Origin of the sequence: Acuticoccus yangtzensis (genome assembly GCF_001927245.1) — a bacterium.
Lineage (GTDB): Bacteria > Pseudomonadota > Alphaproteobacteria > Rhizobiales > Amorphaceae > Acuticoccus > Acuticoccus yangtzensis.
Genome location: NZ_MJUX01000006.1, coordinates 22277 through 44113 on the forward strand (window position 1 = coordinate 22277; position 21837 = coordinate 44113).

The window sequence follows — 21837 nt, forward strand, 5'->3', positions numbered from 1 at the left end:
GGAGTCGGAAAACCGTGCGTCCGCGCAAAGGTGCGGGATGATTTTGCGACGCAGCGGTATGCCGCTCAGCCGCCGCCCTGCTCGAAAACGTCCGGGTTCGCCTCGCGCAGATGGGAGATGCGCTTCAGCGTGCCGGACAGGTGATCGCGCATGGCAACCTCGGCAGCGTCCGGGTCACCGCGCCGGACCGCCTCGAGAATGGCGATGTGACCATCGACGATCTCGCGCATCTTCGCGCGGCGGGGCATGTCGAGCCGGCGCGCGCGGTCCAGATGGCCGGAGCGCGAGCGGATCATGTTGTGAAGGCCCACATAGCCGATCCCGGCGAACAGGGCGCGGTGGAAGTTCTCGTCGAGATCGTAGAACATCGTCACCTGGGCCGGGTTCTCGATCAGCGTCTCCTGCATGGCGATGAAGGCCTCGAGCTCGCTCAAGGTCTCGTCGGTGTGGCGGATGGCGAGCTGGCGCACGACCTCGGTCTCCACGGCGCGCCGCAGGAAGTGGGATTCGATGAGGGCGTCCGCGTCGATCCGGGTGACGACGGTGCGGGACTGCGGGAAGGTTTCGACCAGGCCGTCCTGCTCCAGCCGCTGCAGCGCCTCGCGCACGGGGGTCTGGCTCACGCCATAGTCCTTGGCAAGGCTGGCGCGCGAGAGCACAGTGTCCGGCGCGATCTCCACGGTGATGATGCGCAGGCGCAGATCCTCGTAGATGCGCCCCGCCGCCGTTCCGTGCGGACCGGCGGCGATGGCGCGCGCGGCACCGAAGCGTTGTTCAATTCGCGTCACGTCGCGACTCCTCCCGCCCGGCCGTGGGGGGCCTGGCGACTCCTGGTTGTCGCCCACAAAGGTTATGCTTTCATACCACCCCAGAAGCTTGCACATGGCAACAGATTAATATATCAACCGCAGGAGTGATCTCCGGAAATCCCTGGGATCCCATAAAGATAACAATGGGGAGAGGACGCCGCTCCGGTGTACGCACCTGACGTGTCCGGTCTGCCGAACGCCTGCGGATCACGCGGCGCCTCAGCGAACGATCGGCCGGCCGGCACGGGTGCGAGCGCGGGAGGAGCGCTTTCGGGGCGGTTCGGCCGGTCCCGATCGGCGTCGGCGACCATACGCTTATGACCAAGCCCAGCACACCCGCCGCGCGGACCAAAAGCCGTAAGACCTACGAGGAGTTGCGCTCCGCCCGGTGGATGGCGCCGGACGATCTGCGCTCCTTCGGCCACCGCTCGCGCATGATGCAGATGGGCTATGCGCCGGAGGACTGGGCGGGGCGGCCGGTGATCGCCATCCTCAACACCTGGTCCGACATCCAGCCCTGCCATGCCCATTTCAAGGACCGGGTGGAGTGGGTGAAGCGCGGCATCCACCAGGCCGGCGGCATGCCGATCGAGATCCCGGCCCTCTCGCTCGCCGAGAATTTCGTCAAGCCGACCACCATGCTCTACCGCAACATGCTGGCGATGGAGGTGGAGGAGCTGCTCCGCTCCCACCCGGTCGACGGCGCGGTGCTGATGGGCGGCTGCGACAAGACCACCCCCGGCCTCGTCATGGGCGCCGTGTCGATGGGGCTCCCCTTCGTCTTCCTCCCTGCCGGGCCGATGCTGCGCGGCAACTATGCCGGCCAGGCCCTCGGCTCCGGCACAGATGCGTGGAAGTTCTGGGACGAGCGGCGCGCGGGCACCATCTCGTCCGAGGAATGGCAGGGCGTGGAAGGCGGCATCGCCCGCTCCTACGGCCACTGCATGACGATGGGCACCGCCTCCACCATGACCGCCATCGCCGAGGCGCTGGGGCTGACGCTGCCCGGCGCATCGTCCATCCCGGCGGCCGATTCCAACCATCAGCGCATGTCCGCGGCCTGCGGTCGGCGCATCGTCGAGATGGTGTGGGAGGACCTGACGCCGGACGAGATCATCACCGAAGCCTCGGTCAAGAACGCGGTGACGGTGGCGATGGCGACCGGCTGTTCCACCAACGCGATCATCCACGTCATCGCCATGGCGCGGCGCGCGGGGATCCCGCTGGGGCTCGACGATCTGGACGCCATCGGCCGCACCACGCCGGTGATCGCCAACGTGCGGCCCGCCGGCAAGGGCTACCTGATGGAGGACTTCTTCTACGCCGGCGGCCTGCGCGCGCTGATGAAGAACCTCGCCGAGAAGCTGGACGGTGGCGCCCTCACCGTCTCCGGTCAAACGCTGGCCGAAGGGTTCGAGACCGCGCGCGTGTTCAACGACGACGTGATCCGCCCGCTGTCCAACCCGGTCTATCACGAGGGCTCGCTCGCGGTGCTGCGCGGCAACCTGGCGCCAGACGGGGCGGTGATCAAGCCGGCCGCCTGCAACCCCGACTATCTCGTCCACTCCGGGCCTGCGCTGGTGGCGGACAGCTACGACGATCTGAAGGCGATCATCAACGACGAGGATCACCCGATGACGCCGGACACGGTGCTGGTCCTGCGCAACGCCGGTCCCCAGGGCGGCCCGGGGATGCCCGAGTGGGGCATGATCCCGATGCCCAAGGCGCTCCTGAAGAAGGGCCACCGCGACATGGTGCGCCTGTCCGACGCCCGCATGTCCGGCACCTCCTACGGCGCGTGCATCCTTCATGTCGCGCCCGAATCCTTCGTCGGCGGGCCTCTGGCGCTGCTGCAGAACGGCGACATCATCGACCTCGACGTGCCGAACCGCAGCCTGAACATGCGGGTGAGCGACGAGGAGTTGGCGCGGCGCAAGGCAGCCTGGGTGGCGCCGGAGCCGCGCTATGGGCGTGGCTACGGGGTGATGTTCTCCAAACACATCATGCAGGCCAACGACGGCTGCGACTTCGACTTCCTTTTGACCGAGGCCGGGCCGAAGGTGCCCGAGCCCGCGATCCACTGACCGCCCCCCTCCCCGGGCGCCCCACTTCGACGAGGCTGACATGACCGACGCGACCCCCGTAAAGCCTGAAAGCATCGAGGCACTGCGCCATGTGTCCGTGGCGACCCTGGCGACGGCGCTCTACAAGCGCGGGCTGAGGGGGCAGGTGATCCAGGATGTGCGGCCGGTGAAGGCCAAGGGGCGCAACATGGTGGGGCCGGCCTTCACGCTGCGCTACATGCCCGCGCGCGAGGATCGCAACCAGTTGGTGGAGTTCCGCAATCCGGAGCACCCGCAGAGGAAGGCCATCGAGATCTGCCCGGCGGGTGCGGTGCTGGTGATGGACTCGCGCAAGAGCGCCAACGCGGCCTCGGCCGGCGACATCCTGATCACCCGGCTGATGATGCGCGGCGTGGAAGGCGTGGTGACGGACGGCGGCTTCCGCGATGCGATGAACATCGGCGAGCTCGCCATTCACGCCTACCACAACCGCCCCTCCTCGCCGACGAATCTGACGCTGAACGAGGCGATCGAGATCAACGGGCCGATCGGCTGCGGCGACGCGCCGGTCTTTCCGGGCGACATCGTCGTGGGGGACGACGATTCGGTGATCATCATCCCCGCCGCGATCGCCGACGAGGTGGCCGCGGAGGCGACCGAGATGACCGCCTACGAGGACTTCGCCATCGAGAAGGTGCGCGAAGGTGAGACGATCGTCGGCCTCTACCCCGCGACCAAGGAGGAGAACCTCGACAGGTTCAAGGCCTGGCGCGCGGCGAACGGGCGCTGATGGTCAATAGGCGCGTCCGAATTGGGTGAGGATCGTCTGCGCGTCGTAGGCATGGCCGAAGCCGTCATCGCCGGGGTTGAGGAGGACCACGGTGGCGCCGGTGTCGGGCGCGGCGGCGATCACCGGCTCCAGCCCGCGCGAGCCGGGGCCGGGTGCGCGGCGGATATAGCGCACGTCGCCCGGGCCCGTGCCATAGCTGAGCTCGAAGCGCTGGTAGCCTTCCGACAAGGCAAGGCTGGCAGCGCGCTGCAGCACGGCGGGGTCGGTGCCGATCCCGTCGCCGCGGATCAAAACCGTGGTCGGCCCCTGCCACGTGCTCTCGGTGACGACCGGAGCGCCGGAGGAGCGGGTGACGACCACCCTTTCCGTGGACGCGACGCCGGTCCCGGCCGGCTGTGCGGCGGTGTCGATCCGCCGTTCCAGCGGCGCGGAATTGCCTGCCGGCGCGGTGCTGGCGACACCGAACGGGTTGGACGGTGAGCAGCCCGCGAGACAAATAATGATGAACGTCAGATTTATTTTCGACAGCATATAATCTTACCCCTCATCCATCATAGACTTCGACCGCACAAAACGCGCAACGTCAACCTGAAGAAGCCAGTCAAGCTTAAGAAGCGAGTGCCACATGAGCGACCTCTTGGAGACTCCCGTCCGCCCGAACGATCCCGTCATCCGCCTCGACCCCGAAGACAACGTCGTCGTGGCGCGCGAGCCGATCGCCGCGGGTACTGAAATCGGCTCTGAGGGCGTGACGGCGCTGGCCGACATCCCGCTCGGCCACAAGATCGCGACGCGTTTCATCGCCAAGGGCGAGCCGATCCTGAAATATTCCACCGTGATCGGTTTCGCGGGGGACGATCTTCAGCCGGGCGCTTATCTCCACGTCCACAACGTCTTGAATGGTGCGGTTAAGAAGGACTATCGCTTCGGCGAAGACTACCGCCCGACCGAACTTCTCCCCCCTGCCGAGCGCGCCACCTTCATGGGCATCAAGCGGCCTGACGGGTCTGTGGCGACGCGGAACTATATCGGCCTCTTCATCACCGTGAACTGCTCGGCCACGGTCGCGCGCAAGGTGGCCGCCTATTTCGACGAGGACCGGCTGGCCGACTATCCCAACGTGGACGGCGTGGTGGCCTTCGTGCACGAGCAGGGCTGCGGCATGGAGCTGACCGGCGAGCCGATGGACCTGCTGCGCCGCACCCTCGGCGGCACGATCAAACATCCCAACATCGCCGGCGCGGTGGTCTTCTCGCTCGGCTGCGAGCGCAACAACCTGCCGAAATTCTTCGAGGAGCAGAGCCTGGCGGCCGGCAAGATGCTGCACGCGGTGACGATGCAGGACGTCGGCGGCACGGCGGCCGCGGTCGAGGCGGGCAAGAAGGCGGTGCGCGAGATGCTGCCGATCGCCAACCAGGTGACGCGCGAGCCGTGCTCGGCGGAGCACATCACGATCGGCCTGCAATGCGGCGGGTCGGACGGCTTCTCCGGCCTGTCCGCCAATCCGGCGCTGGGCAAGGCGGTCGACATCCTGGTGCGCCACGGCGGCACGGCCATGCTGTCGGAGACGCCGGAGCTCTACGGCGTGGAGCACACGCTGACGGCGCGGATGAAGTCGCGCGAGGTGGGCGAAAAATTCATCGACCGCATCAACTGGTGGCTCGACTACACCAAGGGGCGCGACACGCAGATGAACGGCGTCGTCTCGCCCGGCAACCAGGTGGGCGGCCTCGCCAACATCATCGAGAAGGCGTTGGGCGGGTCCAAGAAGGGCGGCTCGGCGGGCATCGAAGGCGTGTTCCACTATGCCGAGCCGGTGACCACGAAGGGCCTCGTGATCATGGACACGCCGGGCTTCGATCCGGTGTCGGCGACGGGGCAGATCGCCGGCGGGGCGAACATCGTCTGCTTCACCACCGGGCGCGGCTCGTGCTTCGGGTCGTTCCCGGCGCCGACGATCAAGCTCGCCACCAACACGCCGATGTTCACCCGCATGACGGGCGACATGGACATCAATTGCGGTCAGGTGATCGACGGGCAGAAGTCGCTGGAGGCGATGGGCGAGGAGATTTTCGCGCACATTCTGCGCATCGCATCGGGCGAGAAGTCCAAGAGCGAGGCGCTTGGCGTGGGCGAGGAGGAGTTTTCGCCCTGGCCGATCGGCGTGACCGGCTGAGCCGCAAACGAACGCTGTTACGAGGCCCTGTCGCGAGGGCCAGTTGCGGGGCGGGGCGCGGCGGCACATGCGGCCGCGCCGGGGGCGCCACGGCTGACGTCCGAGGGGGGTGCAGCGCCGGATCGGCCCAGCACCACCGGAGAGCATGACCGCTGGCGCGGCGGTCAGCGCGAGCGTCAGCGTGAGGCGCGGCGGTCAGCGTCAGCGTGAGGCGCTGCGGGCGAGCGCTGCGGTGTCCGCGCCGGGGTTCCTCAATTCGTAAGCGGTCGGCACGTCCGCCAGCGGCAGGCGGACCGGCGCGCCGTCCACCGCACCGCAGGCGCCGTCGAAGTGACCGTCGTCGACCGGGTCCGGGTCGTTCGCCGGGCTCCAGGCCACCGTGACGGCCTCGCATAGACGAGGAACGGCAACATAATGACGCTCACCCGGCGCAATCCGACTATCGGCGCTCGCGTGCTCGGCGCGGCGATCGGCCGACGGAACCTCGCCGGGGGGAGCGGTCCGCGCCTTCCGTTCCGCGCGGGTCCCTGCGGCGGTCGGCGCAGCGGCCTCAGCATTCTCCTCATCGGCGGCGACCTCTGCCGCATTCGGCGCCGCGACGGGGCCGGCCATGTGGTCGCGCCGGCGGGTCCAGCCGAAGCGCGGCGGCGCCGGGGCGATGGTCCGCGCCATCGCTCGGGGCGTCTCAGGCAGAGACGACGGGCCGCTCGCGACGGAGGGGACCGGCGGGTCGACGCCAGGCACCGAAGCCGCGGGCGCCGAAGCGGCGGGCGCCTCTCTCACACCGGCCGGCGCGGCTCCGCTTGCACCGCCACCCGCCCCTGCGGCCGCGGCCTTGCGCCGACCGGCCGGCTTGCTGCGGCGCGCGGCGCTCGCCGTCACGACAGCATGGTCCGGCGCCGCAACGTCCACCGGGACGGTCCGCGCGCGCTTCCACCCGCGTTCCAGTGCCGCGTCGCCGCGCGGACGCGGGACCGCATGGCCGAGGCGCGACACCGGCAACCATTCCGCCGCATCCTGCCGGCTCACGTGATAGGTGTTCACCGCGTCGACCAGACGGTCATAATGGGTGCTCGGCAGCTCGCCGATGAACGTGCGTCCGTCCTTGAAGGCACACCAGAAGGTCGTCCACTCGCGCTTCGACAGAAGGGCGCACAGGCCGAGCAGCGCGAACGGGCCGAGCGGCAGCAGCACCACGACCGCCAGCAACGCCGCCCCGACGCGCCGCCGCCCGACCACGCCGCCACACTTCACCGCCTCGACATCCGGCGCGCTATAGCGCAAGAGTCGGGATCGACGGACAAACCCTCGCCCCTCGCTCATGCGCACGTCGACCGCGTGACCGTTCACCGCAAGGCGGTGATGGGGCCCGCAAACGAAATCGCCGGACACGACCCTCAACCTGTTCACGCGCGCCTCCTCGGACAACGGCGTCAGCCAACCTCAGAGGCCGCCACAATGCAACCTCAAATTTCACATTTTCGCCACAGCAGGTCCCCGCACTCTACCAGCGAACATGTCTATGATCCTGAATCAAATCGACGGTTTTGGGAGGAACCATGAATCTCGCGAACTGGCTGCAGCGCGCCGCCATCCTCACCCCCGAGGCCCCGGCTCTGTTCCATGGTGATCAACCGATTGCCGACTATGCCGCCTTTGCCGACCGCGCCGCGCGCATCGCCGCGGGGCTGAGATGCAGAGGTCTCTCCCGCGGCGACCGGCTCGCCATCTTCATGAAGAATTGTGCGGACTATCTGCCGCTCATGTGGGGCGCCTGGTGGGCCGGCGCGGCCATCGTACCTATCAACGCCAAATTGCACCCGAAAGAGGCCGACTATATCGCCGGTCACGCGGGCGCCCGCTTCTGCGTCACGGGCGAGGAAACGCCGCAACTGAGCGTCCCCATCCTCACCGGGGATGATGTGGACGCGCTGGCCGCGACGTCGCCTCTCGCGGCGCCCGAGCCGATGGAGAGCGACGACCTCGCGTGGCTCTTCTACACCTCCGGCACCACGGGGCGGCCCAAGGGTGTCATGCTGTCGGCGGCCAACCTCATCGCCATGAGCCTCACCTATCTCGCCGATGTGGACGAGGTGCACTCCGACGACGCCACCCTCTATGCCGCGCCGCTCTCCCACGGCGCCGGCCTCTACGCGCTGATGCACGTCATGAAAGGGGCACGCCACGTGATCCCGCGCTCGGGCGGGTTCGACCCGGCGGAAATTCTGGAGCTGGCGGAGAGCGTCGGCAACCTTCACATGTTCGCCGCGCCGACCATGGTGCGCCGCCTCGTCATCCATGCCGAAGCGACGGGACACGACGGCACCGGCATCCGCACCATCGCCTACGGCGGCGGGCCGATGTACGGGGCCGACATCGAACGGGCCGTGCGCCAGTTCGGGCCGCGCTTCGTGCAGATCTACGGCCAGGGCGAATCGCCGATGACGATCACCGCCCTTCCCCGGCGCCTCGTCGCCGACCGCACGCACCCGCGCTGGGCCGAGCGGCTCGGCTCGGTCGGATTCGCCATGTCCTCCATGGAGGTGCGCACCGTGGACCCGATGGGCCGCGACGTGGATTGCGGCGACATCGGCGAGGTGGTCTGCCGCGGTCCCACCGTGATGCAGGGCTACTGGCGAAATCCGGAGGCGACCGCCTCGGCGATCCGCGACGGCTGGCTCTGGACCGGCGACCTCGGCGCACTCGATGCCGAGGGCTTCCTCACCCTCAAAGACCGGTCCAAGGACATGATCGTGTCGGGCGGCACCAACATCTATCCGCGGGAGGTGGAGGAGGTTCTCCTGACCCATCCGGACGTTGCCGAGGTGGCGGTCATCGGCCGGCCGCATCCCGACTGGGGCGAGGAGGTGGTGGCCTTCGTGGTCGGCCGCGCGGGGCCGGTGGATCACGAGGCCCTGGACGCGCTGTGCCAGGAGGCGATTGCCCGTTTCAAGCGGCCCAAGACCTACATCGCCATCGAGACGCTGCCGAAGAACAACTACGGCAAGGTGTTGAAGACCGCCCTGCGGGAGAAACTGGCCGCTGCGCCCGCCTGAACGATCGGTCGGGGCGCCGCGCCAGCGGCGCCCGCCCCTGCGGCGCGGAGGCCCCATTCACGCCCACTTCACGTGCGCGGCCTCATCTGAGGGCGGCCCGGCCGCCGTCGCGCGGAGGCCGGACGGACCACCTAGGCGGGCCGATCTGCCGCGTGCTAGCGCAGGCCCCGCAACCGGACGAGGGAGTGAATTGCCGTGAGAGCATCGCGTTTGGGCGCACTAGCCGCCGCCCTGTTAATCTCCACCAGCCTGGTCCCGGCCGGATGGACCGGCGGCGCCGCCTGGGCACAGTCCGCCAACGGGCCGAGCGACGGGCGGCCGAACGCCATCCAAGGCGTCGTACCGGGCGAAGGCACCGCCGCCGAGACCACCCCCGCCGAAACCAGCCGCCCCGAAACTGCCCGCGCCGAAACTGCCCGCGCCGCGGCCGTCGCGGTCACGCGCGTGACGCTGGCCACCGGAGGCCTCGCCCAGGTGGAAGGCCGCATGGCCGGCCCGGCGTCGGCCATGAACCTCGCCATCGAGCGGCCGCAGGTGGCGGACGTCCTGCGCACCCTCCTCGTCACCGGCCCCGCCCCGGTCGTCTCCATCGACCTCGAGGCCGCCGAGCCGGTCGGCGCGCGCTCCGCCACCGGGCGGCTGCTCGCGGGCAACCTCGCCGATCCCACCACCATCCTCACGGCGCTCATCGGCAAGGAGGTCACGCTGTCGGGCGGGCCGCGTACCTTGTCGGGCACCCTCCTCGCCTTCAGCCCGGTCACCGTCCCCGGCAGCGACCAGACGCCCGAGAAACCGGGCCTGCGCGCCGCCGTCGCCACCCCGGCGGGCGAGGTCGCATTCGCCGTCTTCCCGTCGCTGGAGCACATCGCCATCGAGGGTCCGGCGCTGGCCGAGGCGATGGCCGAACTCATCCCCGCGCTGGGGGAAAGCGTCGACGACGGGCGGCGCGATCTCACCGTCCGCCTCGCCGAGCCCGCCGAGGCCGGCTTCTCCTTCGTGGTGCCCACCACGGTGTGGCGCCCCTCCTACCGCGCCGTCATCGGCGAGGGCGGCAAGGTGAACCTGCAGGGCTGGGCGACGCTCGAAAACACCACGGGGCTCGACTGGACCGGCATCGACCTGCGCCTCGCCGTCGGCACCCCCGTCGCCTACAGCCAGGACGTCTATTCGCCGCTGCGCACCCGCAGGCCCGACGCGCCGTTCGAGGTCGGCCGCACCGCAGAGACCGGCATCGTCGCCGCCGAGGAGACGGCCCAATTCGCCGCCGCCGCCCCGCCGCGCGCCGACGCGGGGCGCATGTTCCGCCGTGGCCCCGCCGCCGAGGCGGCGCCGATGCCCGTCGCCGATCTCGTCACCGGCGCGCCCGCGGAGGCCGGCACCGCCGCGACCATCTTCCCCGTCGCGGGCGCCATCGACCTCGCCGCGGGCCGCACCCTCACCGTCCCCTTCCTGTCGGGCGACGAGGACATTCAGCGGATCACCTATCTCGACCTCCTCGGCGGCGCGCAGCCCTTCGACAGCCTGGAAATGACGTTCGACGCTGAAGCAACCGTGCCGGGCGGCCTCATCGCCGTCTACGATCAGGACGGCTTCGTCGGCGACGCGCGCTTCGGCGGGGCGGACGGGGGCGAGCCGCGGATCCTGCCCTTCGCCGTGTCCGCCGACCTGAAGGCAACCACCCAGTCGCGCGCCAACCGCACGCTGACGACGGCGAGCCTTCGCGGCGGCAGCCTCGTCATCCGCCGCAGCGAGGTGGAGACGACCACCCTCACCGTGGCCGCCAGTGAGGCGACCACCCTCGTCACCGACATCGCGCGGCTCGGCAACGACACCGTCAGCGCCACCGGCGAGGGCCTGTCGCCCGAGGTCGTGACCATCGACGAGGGCCGCGCGCGCATCCGCGTCGCGCTGCCGGCCGGGCAGCACACGCTCACCGTCACCGCCGAGCGGCCGATCATGGAGCGCTATCTTTTGGCGAGCCTCCCCGCGCCGGTGATCGAGGAGGTGCTTTCCTCCGGCGGGGCGATCGACGCGGAGACCCGCGAGCGGCTGGAGGGCATCCGCGCCCTCACCGCCGAGATCGCCGCGATCGACCGCACGATCGCCCAGCGTGAACAGGAGATCGACGCCCTGCGCCGCGCCGTGGAATTCGACCGCGACAACCTGGAGGCCATCGACGCCTCGACGCCGGAAGGGGCGGAGGTGCGCCGCCGCATCATCTCGCGCACCGGCGACATCGACGCCGCGATGGCCGAGGTGTCCGACCTCTCCCGCCGCCGCGCCGAGGTGGAGCAGCGCCTCTCCGCCAACTGAAGCGGCGCGGCAGATGGGGCGGACCCTTGTCCGCCTCATCGTGCACGCGGGCGCGATCTCGCACGCGGGCGCGGCGCGTCTTGCAAGGGGCGCGGCCTCGGGCTAGCACCTGCGGGCAACACGAAAGACGCTTCCCATGCCGAACTCGGACTCCAGCCCCGCCGACAACCTGCCCGCGGACGCCCCGCTGCGGGCCGAGATCATCGCCACCGCGCTCCCCTACATGCTGCGCTACGACGACAAGACCATCGTCGTGAAATATGGCGGCCACGCCATGGGCGACCCGGAGCTGGGCCGCGACTTCGCCGAAGACATCACTTTACTGACCCTCGCCGGCATCAACGCCGTCGTCGTCCACGGCGGCGGCCCGCAGATCGGCCAGATGCTCGACCGGCTCGGCATCAAGTCCGAGTTCCGCGACGGCCTGCGTGTCACCACCCACGAGACGGTCGAGATCGTCGAGATGGTGCTGGCCGGGTCGATCAACAAAGACATCGTCTCCACCATCAACGCGGCCGGCGGGCGCGCGGTGGGGCTGTGCGGCAAGGACGGGCGCATGGTGCTCGCCGAGCCGCTGAAGCGCACCACCCGCGACACCGACTCCAACATCGAGAAGGTGGTCGATCTCGGCTTCGTCGGCGAACCCGTCGAAGTCCGGCGCGACGTGCTGGACGTTCTCGCCAAGCAGGAGATCATCCCCGTCATCGCCCCCGTCGCCCAGGGCGCGGACGGCGAGACCTACAACATCAACGCCGACACCTTCGCGGGCGCCATCGCCGGCGCGCTGGGGGCAACGCGCCTCCTCTTCCTCACCGACGTGGACGGTGTGCTGGATGGCGATAAGAACCTCATCCGCGAGCTGACGGTCGCCGAGGCGCGCCGGCTGATGGCGTCCGGCGTCATCTCCGGCGGCATGGTGCCGAAGGTGGAGACCTGCATCGCCGCGCTGGAGCGGGGCGTGGACGGCGTCGTCATCCTCAACGGCAAGACGCCCCACGCGGTGCTGCTGGAGCTCTTCACCGACGGCGGCGCGGGCACCCTCATCACCCGCTGAGGCCGTCGCCTGAGCAGGCCGGTGTAGGACGGGGCTGGAGCTGGGCTGGGGCGGGCCTCGCCCCGCCCGATCCGGTGTGGCGAAACCGCCTTTTGCATCAGGGCCGATCGCGTGTAGGCTCCCGGTCCGGTCGGCTTCCGCCCGTCCGGGACAGCCGGAGACGCCATGGCCCACCCTACCCCGCTCCCGTCCGAAAGCCCGATCGCCAATCCGCGCGATCTGAAACCCTTCGCGGACGTCGACACCTGGATCTTCGACCTCGACAACACGCTCTATCCGCCGCACACGGACCTGTTCGCCCAAGTCGACCAGAAGATGAGCGAATTCGTCGGCAAGCTGCTCGACATGGAGCGCGACGCCGCACGGGCTCTCCAGAAAGACTACTATAAGCGCTACGGCACCACCCTGCGCGGGCTGATGGTCGAGCACGGCATCAACCCCGACGGTTTCCTCGAATTCGTCCACGACATCGACCATTCGCGCGTGGTGCCCGACCCGCGCCTGGCCTCTGCGCTCGAGGGGCTTCCCGGCCGCCGCTTCATCATGACCAACGGCACCACCGCCCACGCACGCGCGATCGCCGAGCGGATCGGCGTCCACGCCCATTTCGAAGACATCTTCGACATCGTCGCCGCCGACCTCATCCCCAAGCCCCACGCCGACACCTACGCCAAGTTCTGGCAGATGCACGGCATCGACCCCAGCCGCGCGGCGATGTTCGAGGATCTGTCCCGCAACCTCGCCGTGCCGCACGAGAACGGCATGCGCACCGTCCTCGTGGTGCCTGAAGGGACGCGCGAGGTGTTCCGCGAGGACTGGGAGCTGGAAGGCCAGACCGCCCCGCACGTCGAATATGTGACGGACGACCTGGCAGGCTTCCTGGAGCGTATCGCCACCGGCCACGCCCCGGTCCCCGCCTTCTGACGCTCGGCCCGCCTGCCCCCTCGCCGCCGGCCCCCTCCCCGCCGAGCGCTACTGCTCGACCATAGCGCCGCGGCGGAACCGGCCGAAGCGCGACGGGCGGCGCTCGCCGATGACGCGGCGGCGGGGTCCATCCTCCCTGCCGTTCCTCAACGGTCCGTCCCAGCGTGTCACCGGTTGCCGGGGCACGGGCCGGCGGCTCACCGGCGGCGGGAGGCCTGCGCTAAACCGCCTCTCCCCGCGCACGCCGTCCACGTTATATCTGCTGCCTAGAACACATGGCCTCCTTAGGCGGATGCGCCCGCTAGGCAACGCTGGCGAGATCTCTTATGTCCTTCCCAAAAGCCGAACCCGGATAGCCATGCAGATCACGCCTTCAGAACGCGACCGCCTCGCGGCCACCATCGACGCCGCCTTCGACGAGCGCGCATCCGTCACCATCCGCACCACCGGCATGGTCCGCGACGCCGTGGAAAAAGCGCTCGGCCTCCTCGACCGCGGCGTGATGCGCGTCGCCGAGCCGACCGCGAACGGCTGGCAGGTCAACGAGTGGCTGAAGAAGGCCGTGCTCCTGTCCTTCCGCCTCAACCCGATGGAGACCATCGAAGGCGGGCCGGGCTCGGCCACCTGGTGGGACAAGGTGCCCTCGAAGTTCGACGGTTGGGGCGCGGTCGACTTCGAGCAGGCCGGCTTCCGCGCCGTGCCGGGCTCCATCGTGCGCCGCTCCGCCTTCATCGCCCCCGGCGTCGTCCTGATGCCGTCCTTCGTCAACCTCGGCGCCTATGTCGACGAGGGCACGATGGTCGACACCTGGGCCACCGTCGGCTCCTGCGCGCAGATCGGCAAGAACTGCCACATCTCCGGCGGCGCAGGCATCGGCGGTGTGCTTGAGCCGCTGCAGGCCGCGCCCGTCGTCATCGAGGACGACTGCTTCATCGGCGCCCGGTCCGAGGTCGCCGAGGGCGTGCGCGTCGGCAAGGGCTCCGTCCTCTCCATGGGCGTCTTCCTCGGCGCCTCCACCCGCATCATCGACCGCGCCACCGGCGAAGTCTTCATGGGCGAAGTGCCGCCCTACTCCGTCGTCGTGCCCGGTTCGGTGGAAACCAAGGCCGCCGGCGATATGAAGATGTCGCTGGCCGCCGCCATCATCGTGAAGCGCGTCGACGAGCGCACCCGCTCCAAGACGTCGATCAACGAACTTCTCAGGGACTAAGAACCGCTTTGCCCGACCGTCCATCCGGCTCCCCGTCCGGACCGCGTCCGCCCAGTGTCCTGTGGGCCATGTTCGCCCTCGACGGTCGCATCAACCGTGAGGTCTTCTGGCTCAGCAACCTGCTGTGCCTCGCCCTCACGGTGCCGCTGGCCATGGCGGTGCCGATCATCGTCGTCGACGCGGAGACGGCCGAGATCCGGCCGGGCAACCCCGCCGCGATGTTCGCCTTCGCCGCGCTGATGTGGATCCAGGTCGCGCTGGCCGTCAAACGCCTGCACGACCGCGGCGTCACCGGGTGGGCCTCCGTGCTCCTCGCCATCCCCTTCATCAGCCTTCTGGTGTTCTTCATCATCGGCGTCGTGCCGGGGGAGAAGGGGCCGAACATGTACGGGCCAGGCCCCAACCAACGGGGCCGCGCATGAGCGAACTCGACTCTCTCCCGCTCGCACGTGAGCTGATCCGCGCCGAAAGCGTCACCCCCGCCGGCCCCGCCGCCTTCGACCTCGTCGAAGGTGCGCTGACGGCGGCCGGTTTCACCGTGACGCGCATGATGTTCGACAGCGCCGGCACGCCGATCGAAAACCTCTACGCCCACATCGGCACCGGCGGCCGCCACCTCGCGCTCGCCGGCCATGTCGACGTCGTGCCCGCCGGCAACCCGGACGCCTGGTCGCACGCGCCCTTCGCCGCCTCCGTCGACGGCGACACGCTCTACGGCCGCGGCGCGCAGGACATGAAGGGCGCCGTCGCGGCGATGATCACCGCCGCCGCCGACTGGGCCGCCACAGGCGCGCCGGACCGCGGCGAGGGCCAGCTCTCCTTCATCATCACCGGTGATGAGGAGGGCGCGGCCGTCGACGGCACCGCGCCTCTGATCGCCTGGGCCGCCGAGCGCACACGGATCGACGCCGCCATCGTCGGTGAGCCGACCTCGGTGAAGGTGCTGGGCGACACCATCAAGATCGGCCGCCGCGGCTCCATGTCGGCCGAGGTGACGGTGACCGGCCGCCAGGGCCACGTCGCCTATCAGCACCTCGCCGCGAGCCCGGTTCCCGCCCTCCTCGCGATCGGCCAGGCGCTGAAAGCCCCGCTCGACGAGGGCACCGCGCAGTTCCTGCCGACCAACCTCGAAATCGTCTCCATCGACATCGCCAACCCGGCGTGGAACGTCATCCCCGAGTCCGGGCGACTGCGCTTCAACGTGCGCTTCAACGACCTCTGGGAGCCGGACGCCCTGCGCGCCGAGCTGATCCGCCGCATCACCGGCGCGGCGGGCGACATGGCGGTGGACATCGCCTGGCAGCCGAGCCACGGCGGCGCCTTCCGCACCAAGGACGATGCGCTGATCGCCGCCGTCACCGGCGCCATCCGCGCCACCACCGGGGTCACGCCCGAGGCAACCACCGGCGGCGGCACCTCCGACGCGCGCTTCATCAAGGACTACTGCCCCGTCGTGGAATTCGGCGGCGTCGGCGACACGATGCACCAGGTGAACGAGCGCACCTCCATCGCCGAGCTGACGCGCCTGACCGCCGCCTACCGCGCCATCATCGACGCGGTGCTCGCCGGCTGATGCGCGCCCCGCGCCCTCCTTGCGCCCACCGCCAGGCGCCGCGCATGCGGGGGCGCCGGCGATGACCGTCGCCGAAATCAGCCGATCCCTCGAAGGTGCATGGCGCCTCTTTCGCAACCGGCGCGACGGACTCGACCTTCTGGACCGCAGCCTCGAGGGCTTCTGGCGCTCCTTCGGGGCCCTCCTCCTCATTCTGCCCATCGACGCGATCTCGCTGCTCGCCCTGTCGCGCATCGCGGTGCAGCCGCCGCTGTTCGAGGCCTTTCTGAGCCGCCTTCCCGCCCTGGCGCTGGACTGGGTGCTGTTTCCCATCATCCTCGCCGCGCTCGCCAAACCGCTCGGCATCAGCAAGAGCTACGTGTCCTACGTCGTCGCCCGCAACTGGGCGGCGCCGATCAGCTGGGTCATCGTGACGATCCCCATCGTGCTGCAGGGGGCCGGCTTCCTCGGCGACCAGATGGCCATCATCGCCACCCTCGTCGCGCTGATGGTGGCGGTCCGCTACCACTTCCTCATCATCCGCATATCGCTCGGGGTGACGATCGAGGTGGCGGTGGCGCTGATCGCGGTCGACCTCGTCATCTCCTTCCTGGTCGTCGCGATCGCCGGATAGGCCGCCCCCGTTCAGGCGATCTTGTAGACGTCGCCGGCCGCCTCGGCGCGAATGATGTCGATGCCGTGCTGGCTCGTCGCCGTCACCTCGGCAAACGGCGCACCTTCGCGCACCTCGTCGCCCGGCCGGGCGATCAGGCGCACGCCCGCCCCCTTGTCCGCCGGTGCCCCCACCGCGCGCGCCAACCCCGCCACGGCGAAGATGTCGACGGCCGCCACCGTGCCGCTGCGCGGGGCGAGGAGTTCGCGGCGAAAGGCGCCCGGGCGCGCGCGCGGGTGCGGCCCCTGCGCCTCCGCGATCGCCTCGAACGACGCCAGCGCTGCGCCAGAGGCGAGAAGCTCGGCCGCGCGGGCCGCGCCGCCACCCGGCCGCGCCGCGACCTCGGGCACGAGGTCGAGCAGGCGGCCGGCGATTGCGAGCGCCTTGGCCCGCAGCGGCTCCGGCGCATCGGCATTGTTCTGCAAGACGGCCAGCGCGTCCTGAAGCTCCAGCGCCGGGCCGACACCGCGGCCGATGGGCTGGCGCCCGTCGCTCGGCAGCGCCACGACGGTCAGCCCCACGGCCGCGCCCGTGGCCGTGAAGAGCGCGGCGAGGCGGCGCGCATCCTCCGCCGTCTTCACCTTCACCGCGGGGCCGACGGGGATGTCGACGATCACGTGGGTCGCCCCCGCCGCGCGCTTTTTGGAGAGGATGGAGGCCACATCGAGCTCGGCGGACGCGATGCCGAGCGGGCGGTTGATGGCGTTCATCACGTCGTCGAGCGCGCTGTGGGCGATGCGTCCGCTCCAGGCGATCGCCCCGCCGGCCGCCGCCACCGTGCGCCGCAGGTCGTCCGGCGTGAGGTCCACCGCGGCCGCGCACTCCATGATGTCCGCGGTCCCGGCCGCCGATGTGATCGCGCGGGACGAGGTCTTGGGGATGATCTGGCCCGCGGCGGCGACGATCGGCACCACGATGAGGCTCGCCGGATCGCCGGGGACGCCGCCCATGGAATGCTTGTCGAGCACCAGGGGCGCGTCCCAGGCGAGGCGCGGAACGAGGCCGGCGCGCGCTGCGGTGAAGGCGGCCACCTCGTCGGGCGAAAGGCCACGCGCGGCGGCGACGAGGAAGCCCGCCACCTCCGCCTCGCTGTAGCGCCCGGCCGCGATGTCCTCGACGATGGCGCCGATCTCGGCCGCGCCGAGCGCCGCGCCGGCGACCTTGCGCCGCAGCGCATCGCGGCTGGCGGCGGCGCGGGCGGGGCGCAGGGTGACCACGGCGCCGGCGGCAAGGTCCGGCGCAACGCCCGCAGGAAGGCCGACCTCGCCCGGCGCCACCAAAGCGTCGTCCGCGGCGGTGGCGATGGCGACGCGCATCCCGCCTCGCGCTGCCGTGCTGGTGCCCGCCGGGGACGGGCCGGGATCGGCCGCGCGGAGTTCGGCGGTGGTGCCCGGCGAGAGCTGACCCGCGGTCAGCGGGAGGGCGGCCTGGTTGAGAAGCGCCACCGGGCCGCCCGGCAGGCTGAGCGGCAGGCGCGTGACGGTGAGCGGCAGCCGCGCCGCGCCGAGCACTGCGGCGGCGAACCGGCCGACCCCCTCGGCGAGCGCGCCGCCATTGTCGATGACGGCGATATTCTGCGCGCCGACCAGCGGGACCTGGCGGCCGAGACGCTCGGCAACCTCGGCCGCGTCCTCGCGCCCCCGCGCCTCCAGCCGGGCGCGCACGATCGCCGGCGGCGCCGTGACCGACACGACCACCACCCGCCCGGCGATGGCGGCGAAGGCGGCGAGCGATTGGCGCGAGGCATTGACGATGACGTTGCGCCCATCACGCAGCGGGGCGAGGGCGGCGTGGCGGATGCCGTAGCGCAGGCCGTGGGCGCCCCAGGTGACGGCGAAGGCCCCGCCCGCCTCCGCCGCCTCGAAGTCGGCGAGGGTCATCGGCTCGTGGTCCTCGCCCCCGGCCTCGCGCGGGCGTGTGACGACGCGGCGGGCGAAGTGGAACAGGCTGGCGGGGAGGCGCGGGCGCGCGCCGTCGATCAGCGAATCCTTGCCCACCCCGCTCGGTCCGACGACCAGCACCAGAACCCCGTCGTCGGGGCCTGGACGGTTCGGTTCCGCCGCATGCGTCGGCGTGGCGGAGGTCGGAGGCATCACGAGGGTCCTTCGGTCGTGCCGCGGGTCTGGGCCGGCGGGTGCTGGGGTGTCGCGCGGGTCGGCGGGGGTGCGGAGCGTTTGGGTGGAGCGGGCGCGCGGCGGGTGGTGCGGTACGTTTTAGGTGGAGCGAGCGAAGCGGCGGGCGGTGCGGTGCCTGTAGCGGCTGATGGATGTGATGGCCGGGCAGCGGCAGGCGGTGCGGGGCGTTGGGAGGCGGACGAGACGGAGTCGGACAGGTAGGCGGTGTCGCGTGCATAGGGTGTGGCGCCCTCGGCTGGCAGACCTCGGGACATCATGCCGATAACAGATCATATCGACGATGAGATGACGCATTTAACATCGCAGACAAGTGCGTTCACGAGCCGCCCCGTTGCCACGGCTCGCACGTGCGACAGAACGGCCCGGGCACTTCGTCCTTGGGCATTGCGACGCCGATCCGCGGGGGCCATTCGGCGCGGGTCCGCCAGGAATGCCGCCGCGCGGTTCCGCCGGGGGCGCCGCGGTGCCGCTCCACCGGGCTGCTACGGTACGGCTCCGCCGGGGGCGCCGAGACGCTGATCCGCCGGGAGCGTTGCGACGCAGGCCACCCGGAGTACTGCGACGCAGGCCCATCGCAAGTACTGCGGCGCAGGTAGGCAGGAGCAGACGGCGGAGGTCCGCCGGGGGTGTAGCAGCGCGAGCCCGCCGCGACCGTCGCGGCGTGGGTGCGCCGGGATCGCCGGGGCGCTAGTCTGCCGGCAGCGCTGCCGTACGGCGCCGCGGGAAAAACTGCGGCACGGGTACGCCGGGGAGCGCGCTGGCGGGCGGCGTCCGGACCGGGTGCGTAAACGCGGATCGGCCGCGCTTCGGGACGAAGCGCGGCCGATCACGGGGTCGGTGGTCCGTTGGGGCCGGCCGCGGGGTACGGCCGGTGCGCGGTCAGTGTTCCACGTTCCGCCAGAGCTTCTTCTTCGTCATGAAGAGGAGCACAGCGAAGACGATGAGGAAGATCATCACGCGGAAGCCGATCTGCTTGCGCTCTTCGAGGTGCGGCTCGGCGGCCCACATCAGGAAGGCGGAGATGTCGGCGGAGTACTGCTCCAGCGTCTCGGGGCTGCCGTCGTCATACTCGACGCGGCCGTCCTCCAGCGGGGGCGGCATGGCGATCCAGTCGCCGTTGACGAACACCGGGTTGTAATACTGGCCCGGCGCGCCCTCGACGCCTTCCGGCGGCTCTTCGTACCCCTGCAGAAGGGCGTAGATGTAGTCCGGTCCGGCCTCGGAGTAGCCTGCGAAGGCGTCGGTGATGAAGCCGGGGAAGCCGCGGTGCGTGGCACGCGCCTTGGCGATCAGCGAAAAGTCCGGCGGGGCGGCGCCGTTGGCCGCGGCCGCAGCGGCGGCGTTCGGATAGGGCGACGGGAAATAATCCGTCGGCCGGCCCGGACGGTCGAAGGGCTGGCCGTCCTCGTTGGAGATGTCCGTGATCGTGTACTCGGACGCGATCTGCTCCATCGCCTCTTCGGAGAAGTTCGGACCCTGGTGCGAGGCGAGGGTCCGGAACGGCACCATCTTCATCGAGTGGCAGGCCGAGCACGCCTCACGATAGACCTTGAGGCCGCGCTGCAGCTGGGCCTGATCGTACTGGCCGAAGATGCCCGCGAAGGTCCAGTCCTGCTTCTCGATGTGGTGGCCGCCCTCCTCGGCGGCGCTGGCGGGAGCCGCCAGCAGCGCCAGGGCCGTCCCCGCGCCGCACAGAAGCGCGACCGAGAGCCCGGCGGTGCCGACGAGCTTGCCGATCCGGGCAAGCGGCGTGGGTCTCGTCTCAAGCATCGGTCAATCCTTCTTCGGCGCGGCGGCGGCACCTTCGGGCGTCCCCGCCCCGGAGCCGGTGTGAACGTCGGCGTGTTTCTTCTTCGACTTGGCGAGGACGTCGTCCGCGATCGAATTCGGCAGCGGCTTCGGCGTCTCGATGATGCCGAGCACGGGCATCAGGATGAGGAAGAAGCCGAAGTAGTAGAGCGTGAAGATCCGCGCCAGGATCACGTAGATGCCTTCCGCGGGCATGGCGCCGAGATAGCCGAGCGCGATGCAGGTCACGACCCAGATCCAGAAGGCGATCTTGAACATCGGACGGTAGCGGGCCGAACGGACGCGCGACGTGTCGAGCCAGGGGATCACCAGAAGGATGAGCAGCGACGCGAACATCACGATGACGCCGCCGAGTTTGTCCGGAATGGCGCGCAGCATCGCGTAGAACGGCAGGAGGTACCATTCGGGGACGATGTGGGCCGGCGTCACCAGCGGGTTGAACTGAATGTAGTTGTCCGGATGGCCGAGATAGTTCGGCACGTAGAACACGAACCACGCGTAGAGGATCATGAAGATCACGATCGCGAAGCCGTCCTTGATCGTCAGGTACGGGCTGAACGGGACGGTGTCCTTCGAGGACTTCACCGACACGCCGGTCGGATTGTTGTTGCCCGCCACGTGCAGCGCCCAGATGTGCAGGATGACGACACCCGCGATCACGAAGGGCAGCAGATAGTGCAGCGCGAAGAAGCGGTTGAGCGTCGCGTTGTCGACGGCGAACCCGCCCCACAGCCATTCGGTGATCGACGGGCCGACCAGCGGGATGGCGGAGAACAGGTTGGTGATGACGGTGGCGCCCCAGCCGGACATCTGCCCCCAGGGGAGCACGTAGCCCATGAAGGCGGTTGCCATCATCAGGATGAGGATGATGACACCCAGCATCCACAACACTTCGCGCGGGGCCTTGTAAGAACCGTAGTAGAGGCCACGGGCGATGTGCATGTACACCGCGAAGAAGAACATCGACGCGCCCACGGCGTGGATGTAGCGCAGCAGCCAACCGAAATTGACGTCGCGCATGATCTTCTCGACCTGGTCGAAGGCGATCGCCGTGTTGGCGGCATAGTGCATCGCCAGCGTGATGCCGGTGACGATCATCGTCACCAGCATGAACGTCAGGATCGCGCCGAAGGTCCACATGTAGTTGAGGTTCTTCGGCGTCGGAAAGACGATCGCCTGATCGTTCATCATCGAGACGATCGGCAGACGCGAATCCAGCCAGCGCACCGCCGGATTCTTGAAGTGGGTTTTGGGTCCGTGCCCGGCCATGTCG

Annotated in this window: 17 protein-coding genes; 11 read left to right on the forward strand and 6 right to left on the reverse strand. The window is 69.9% G+C overall.

Annotation, left to right across the window (positions count from 1 at the left end):
* Positions 1 to 65: 65 nt before the first annotated feature.
* Entirely contained in the window at positions 66 to 788 is a 723-nt protein-coding gene (locus tag BIX52_RS14910) for a GntR family transcriptional regulator (RefSeq protein WP_208990508.1), read from the reverse strand.
* Between the two features lie 338 nt (positions 789 to 1126).
* Here BIX52_RS14910 and araD point away from each other — a divergent pair, with 338 nt between their 5' ends.
* Complete coding sequence (gene araD, locus BIX52_RS14915; RefSeq protein WP_075221902.1) at positions 1127 to 2893, forward strand: L-arabinonate dehydratase; 1767 nt, start codon at positions 1127 to 1129, stop codon at positions 2891 to 2893.
* A 40-nt stretch (positions 2894 to 2933) separates the two neighbouring features.
* Positions 2934 to 3662: a ribonuclease activity regulator RraA gene (locus BIX52_RS14920; protein ID WP_075221903.1), complete on the forward strand. Its 729-nt coding sequence runs from the start codon at positions 2934 to 2936 to the stop codon at positions 3660 to 3662.
* A 3-nt stretch (positions 3663 to 3665) separates the two neighbouring features.
* Here the strand turns inward: BIX52_RS14920 and BIX52_RS14925 are convergent, their stop codons facing one another.
* Positions 3666 to 4193, reverse strand: a complete 528-nt coding sequence (locus tag BIX52_RS14925) for a hypothetical protein (protein ID WP_075221904.1) — start codon at positions 4191 to 4193, stop codon at positions 3666 to 3668.
* Between the two features lie 94 nt (positions 4194 to 4287).
* On the opposite strand from BIX52_RS14925, the gene BIX52_RS14930 reads away from it, so the two are divergent.
* Positions 4288 to 5838 carry a UxaA family hydrolase gene (locus BIX52_RS14930; protein WP_075221905.1) on the forward strand — a complete coding sequence of 517 codons (1551 nt, stop codon included), beginning with the start codon at positions 4288 to 4290 and terminating at the stop codon, positions 5836 to 5838.
* A 201-nt stretch (positions 5839 to 6039) separates the two neighbouring features.
* Here the strand turns inward: BIX52_RS14930 and BIX52_RS14935 are convergent, their stop codons facing one another.
* Positions 6040 to 7122 (reverse strand): hypothetical protein, encoded by a 1083-nt coding sequence (locus BIX52_RS14935; protein WP_075221906.1) that lies wholly within the window; start codon positions 7120 to 7122, stop codon positions 6040 to 6042.
* Between the two features lie 275 nt (positions 7123 to 7397).
* Between BIX52_RS14935 and BIX52_RS14940 the strand changes: the two genes are divergently transcribed.
* The 8 genes from BIX52_RS14940 (at position 7398) to BIX52_RS14975 (ending at position 16581) form a co-directional block, all read left to right on the forward strand.
* Positions 7398 to 8894, forward strand: a complete 1497-nt coding sequence (locus BIX52_RS14940; protein WP_075221907.1) for an AMP-binding protein — start codon at positions 7398 to 7400, stop codon at positions 8892 to 8894.
* Between the two features lie 210 nt (positions 8895 to 9104).
* Positions 9105 to 11207, forward strand: coding sequence for a hypothetical protein (locus BIX52_RS14945; protein ID WP_075221908.1), 2103 nt, complete (start codon positions 9105 to 9107; stop codon positions 11205 to 11207).
* A 223-nt stretch (positions 11208 to 11430) separates the two neighbouring features.
* Positions 11431 to 12261 carry an acetylglutamate kinase gene (gene argB / locus BIX52_RS14950; protein WP_205647785.1) on the forward strand — a complete coding sequence of 277 codons (831 nt, stop codon included), beginning with the start codon at positions 11431 to 11433 and terminating at the stop codon, positions 12259 to 12261.
* 165 nt (positions 12262 to 12426) lie between these two features.
* A complete protein-coding gene (locus BIX52_RS14955) occupies positions 12427 to 13185 on the forward strand; it encodes a pyrimidine 5'-nucleotidase (RefSeq protein ID WP_075221910.1) in 759 nt (252 codons plus the stop codon).
* 358 nt (positions 13186 to 13543) lie between these two features.
* Positions 13544 to 14395 carry a 2,3,4,5-tetrahydropyridine-2,6-dicarboxylate N-succinyltransferase gene (dapD, locus tag BIX52_RS14960; protein ID WP_075221911.1) on the forward strand — a complete coding sequence of 284 codons (852 nt, stop codon included), beginning with the start codon at positions 13544 to 13546 and terminating at the stop codon, positions 14393 to 14395.
* Positions 14396 to 14463: 68 nt separating this feature from the next.
* On the forward strand, positions 14464 to 14817 hold the full coding sequence (locus BIX52_RS14965; RefSeq protein WP_075221912.1) for a DUF805 domain-containing protein: 354 nt from the start codon (positions 14464 to 14466) through the stop codon (positions 14815 to 14817).
* Positions 14814 to 15968, forward strand: a complete 1155-nt coding sequence (gene dapE / locus BIX52_RS14970) for a succinyl-diaminopimelate desuccinylase (protein ID WP_075221913.1) — start codon at positions 14814 to 14816, stop codon at positions 15966 to 15968. Before BIX52_RS14965 ends, dapE begins: the two co-directional genes overlap by 4 nt.
* Before the next feature lie 61 nt (positions 15969 to 16029).
* The gene (locus tag BIX52_RS14975; protein ID WP_075221914.1) at positions 16030 to 16581 is read left to right on the forward strand and encodes a hypothetical protein; all 552 of its coding nucleotides are present in this window, start codon (positions 16030 to 16032) and stop codon (positions 16579 to 16581) included.
* Between the two features lie 11 nt (positions 16582 to 16592).
* On the opposite strand, the gene phnN is transcribed toward BIX52_RS14975, so the two are convergent.
* The 3 genes from phnN to BIX52_RS14990 form a co-directional block, all read right to left on the reverse strand.
* Positions 16593 to 18713 (reverse strand): phosphonate metabolism protein/1,5-bisphosphokinase (PRPP-forming) PhnN, encoded by a 2121-nt coding sequence (gene phnN / locus BIX52_RS14980; protein WP_083660303.1) that lies wholly within the window; start codon positions 18711 to 18713, stop codon positions 16593 to 16595.
* Positions 18714 to 19634: 921 nt separating this feature from the next.
* The gene (locus BIX52_RS14985; RefSeq protein ID WP_083660305.1) at positions 19635 to 20525 is read right to left on the reverse strand and encodes a cytochrome c1; all 891 of its coding nucleotides are present in this window, start codon (positions 20523 to 20525) and stop codon (positions 19635 to 19637) included.
* A gap of 3 nt (positions 20526 to 20528) precedes the next feature.
* Entirely contained in the window at positions 20529 to 21833 is a 1305-nt protein-coding gene (locus tag BIX52_RS14990; protein WP_075221915.1) for a cytochrome b, read from the reverse strand.
* Positions 21834 to 21837 lie beyond the last annotated feature (4 nt).

Bases quoted from the DNA above. Each gene is read 5' to 3' on its own strand.
- BIX52_RS14940 (WP_075221907.1), top strand. From the start codon at position 7,398: ATGAATCTCGCGAACTGGCTGCAGCGCGCCGCCATCCTCACCCCCGAG.
- BIX52_RS14985 (WP_083660305.1), bottom strand. From the start codon at position 20,525: ATGCTTGAGACGAGACCCACGCCGCTTGCCCGGATCGGCAAGCTCGTC.
- BIX52_RS14955 (WP_075221910.1), top strand. From the start codon at position 12,427: ATGGCCCACCCTACCCCGCTCCCGTCCGAAAGCCCGATCGCCAATCCG.
- araD (WP_075221902.1), top strand. From the start codon at position 1,127: ATGACCAAGCCCAGCACACCCGCCGCGCGGACCAAAAGCCGTAAGACC.
- dapE (WP_075221913.1), top strand. From the start codon at position 14,814: ATGAGCGAACTCGACTCTCTCCCGCTCGCACGTGAGCTGATCCGCGCC.
- BIX52_RS14965 (WP_075221912.1), top strand. From the start codon at position 14,464: ATGTTCGCCCTCGACGGTCGCATCAACCGTGAGGTCTTCTGGCTCAGC.
- dapD (WP_075221911.1), top strand. From the start codon at position 13,544: ATGCAGATCACGCCTTCAGAACGCGACCGCCTCGCGGCCACCATCGAC.
- phnN (WP_083660303.1), bottom strand. From the start codon at position 18,713: ATGCCTCCGACCTCCGCCACGCCGACGCATGCGGCGGAACCGAACCGT.
- argB (WP_205647785.1), top strand. From the start codon at position 11,431: ATGCTGCGCTACGACGACAAGACCATCGTCGTGAAATATGGCGGCCAC.
- BIX52_RS14930 (WP_075221905.1), top strand. From the start codon at position 4,288: ATGAGCGACCTCTTGGAGACTCCCGTCCGCCCGAACGATCCCGTCATC.
- BIX52_RS14975 (WP_075221914.1), top strand. From the start codon at position 16,030: ATGACCGTCGCCGAAATCAGCCGATCCCTCGAAGGTGCATGGCGCCTC.
- BIX52_RS14990 (WP_075221915.1), bottom strand. From the start codon at position 21,833: ATGGCCGGGCACGGACCCAAAACCCACTTCAAGAATCCGGCGGTGCGC.
- BIX52_RS14925 (WP_075221904.1), bottom strand. From the start codon at position 4,193: ATGCTGTCGAAAATAAATCTGACGTTCATCATTATTTGTCTCGCGGGC.
- BIX52_RS14920 (WP_075221903.1), top strand. From the start codon at position 2,934: ATGACCGACGCGACCCCCGTAAAGCCTGAAAGCATCGAGGCACTGCGC.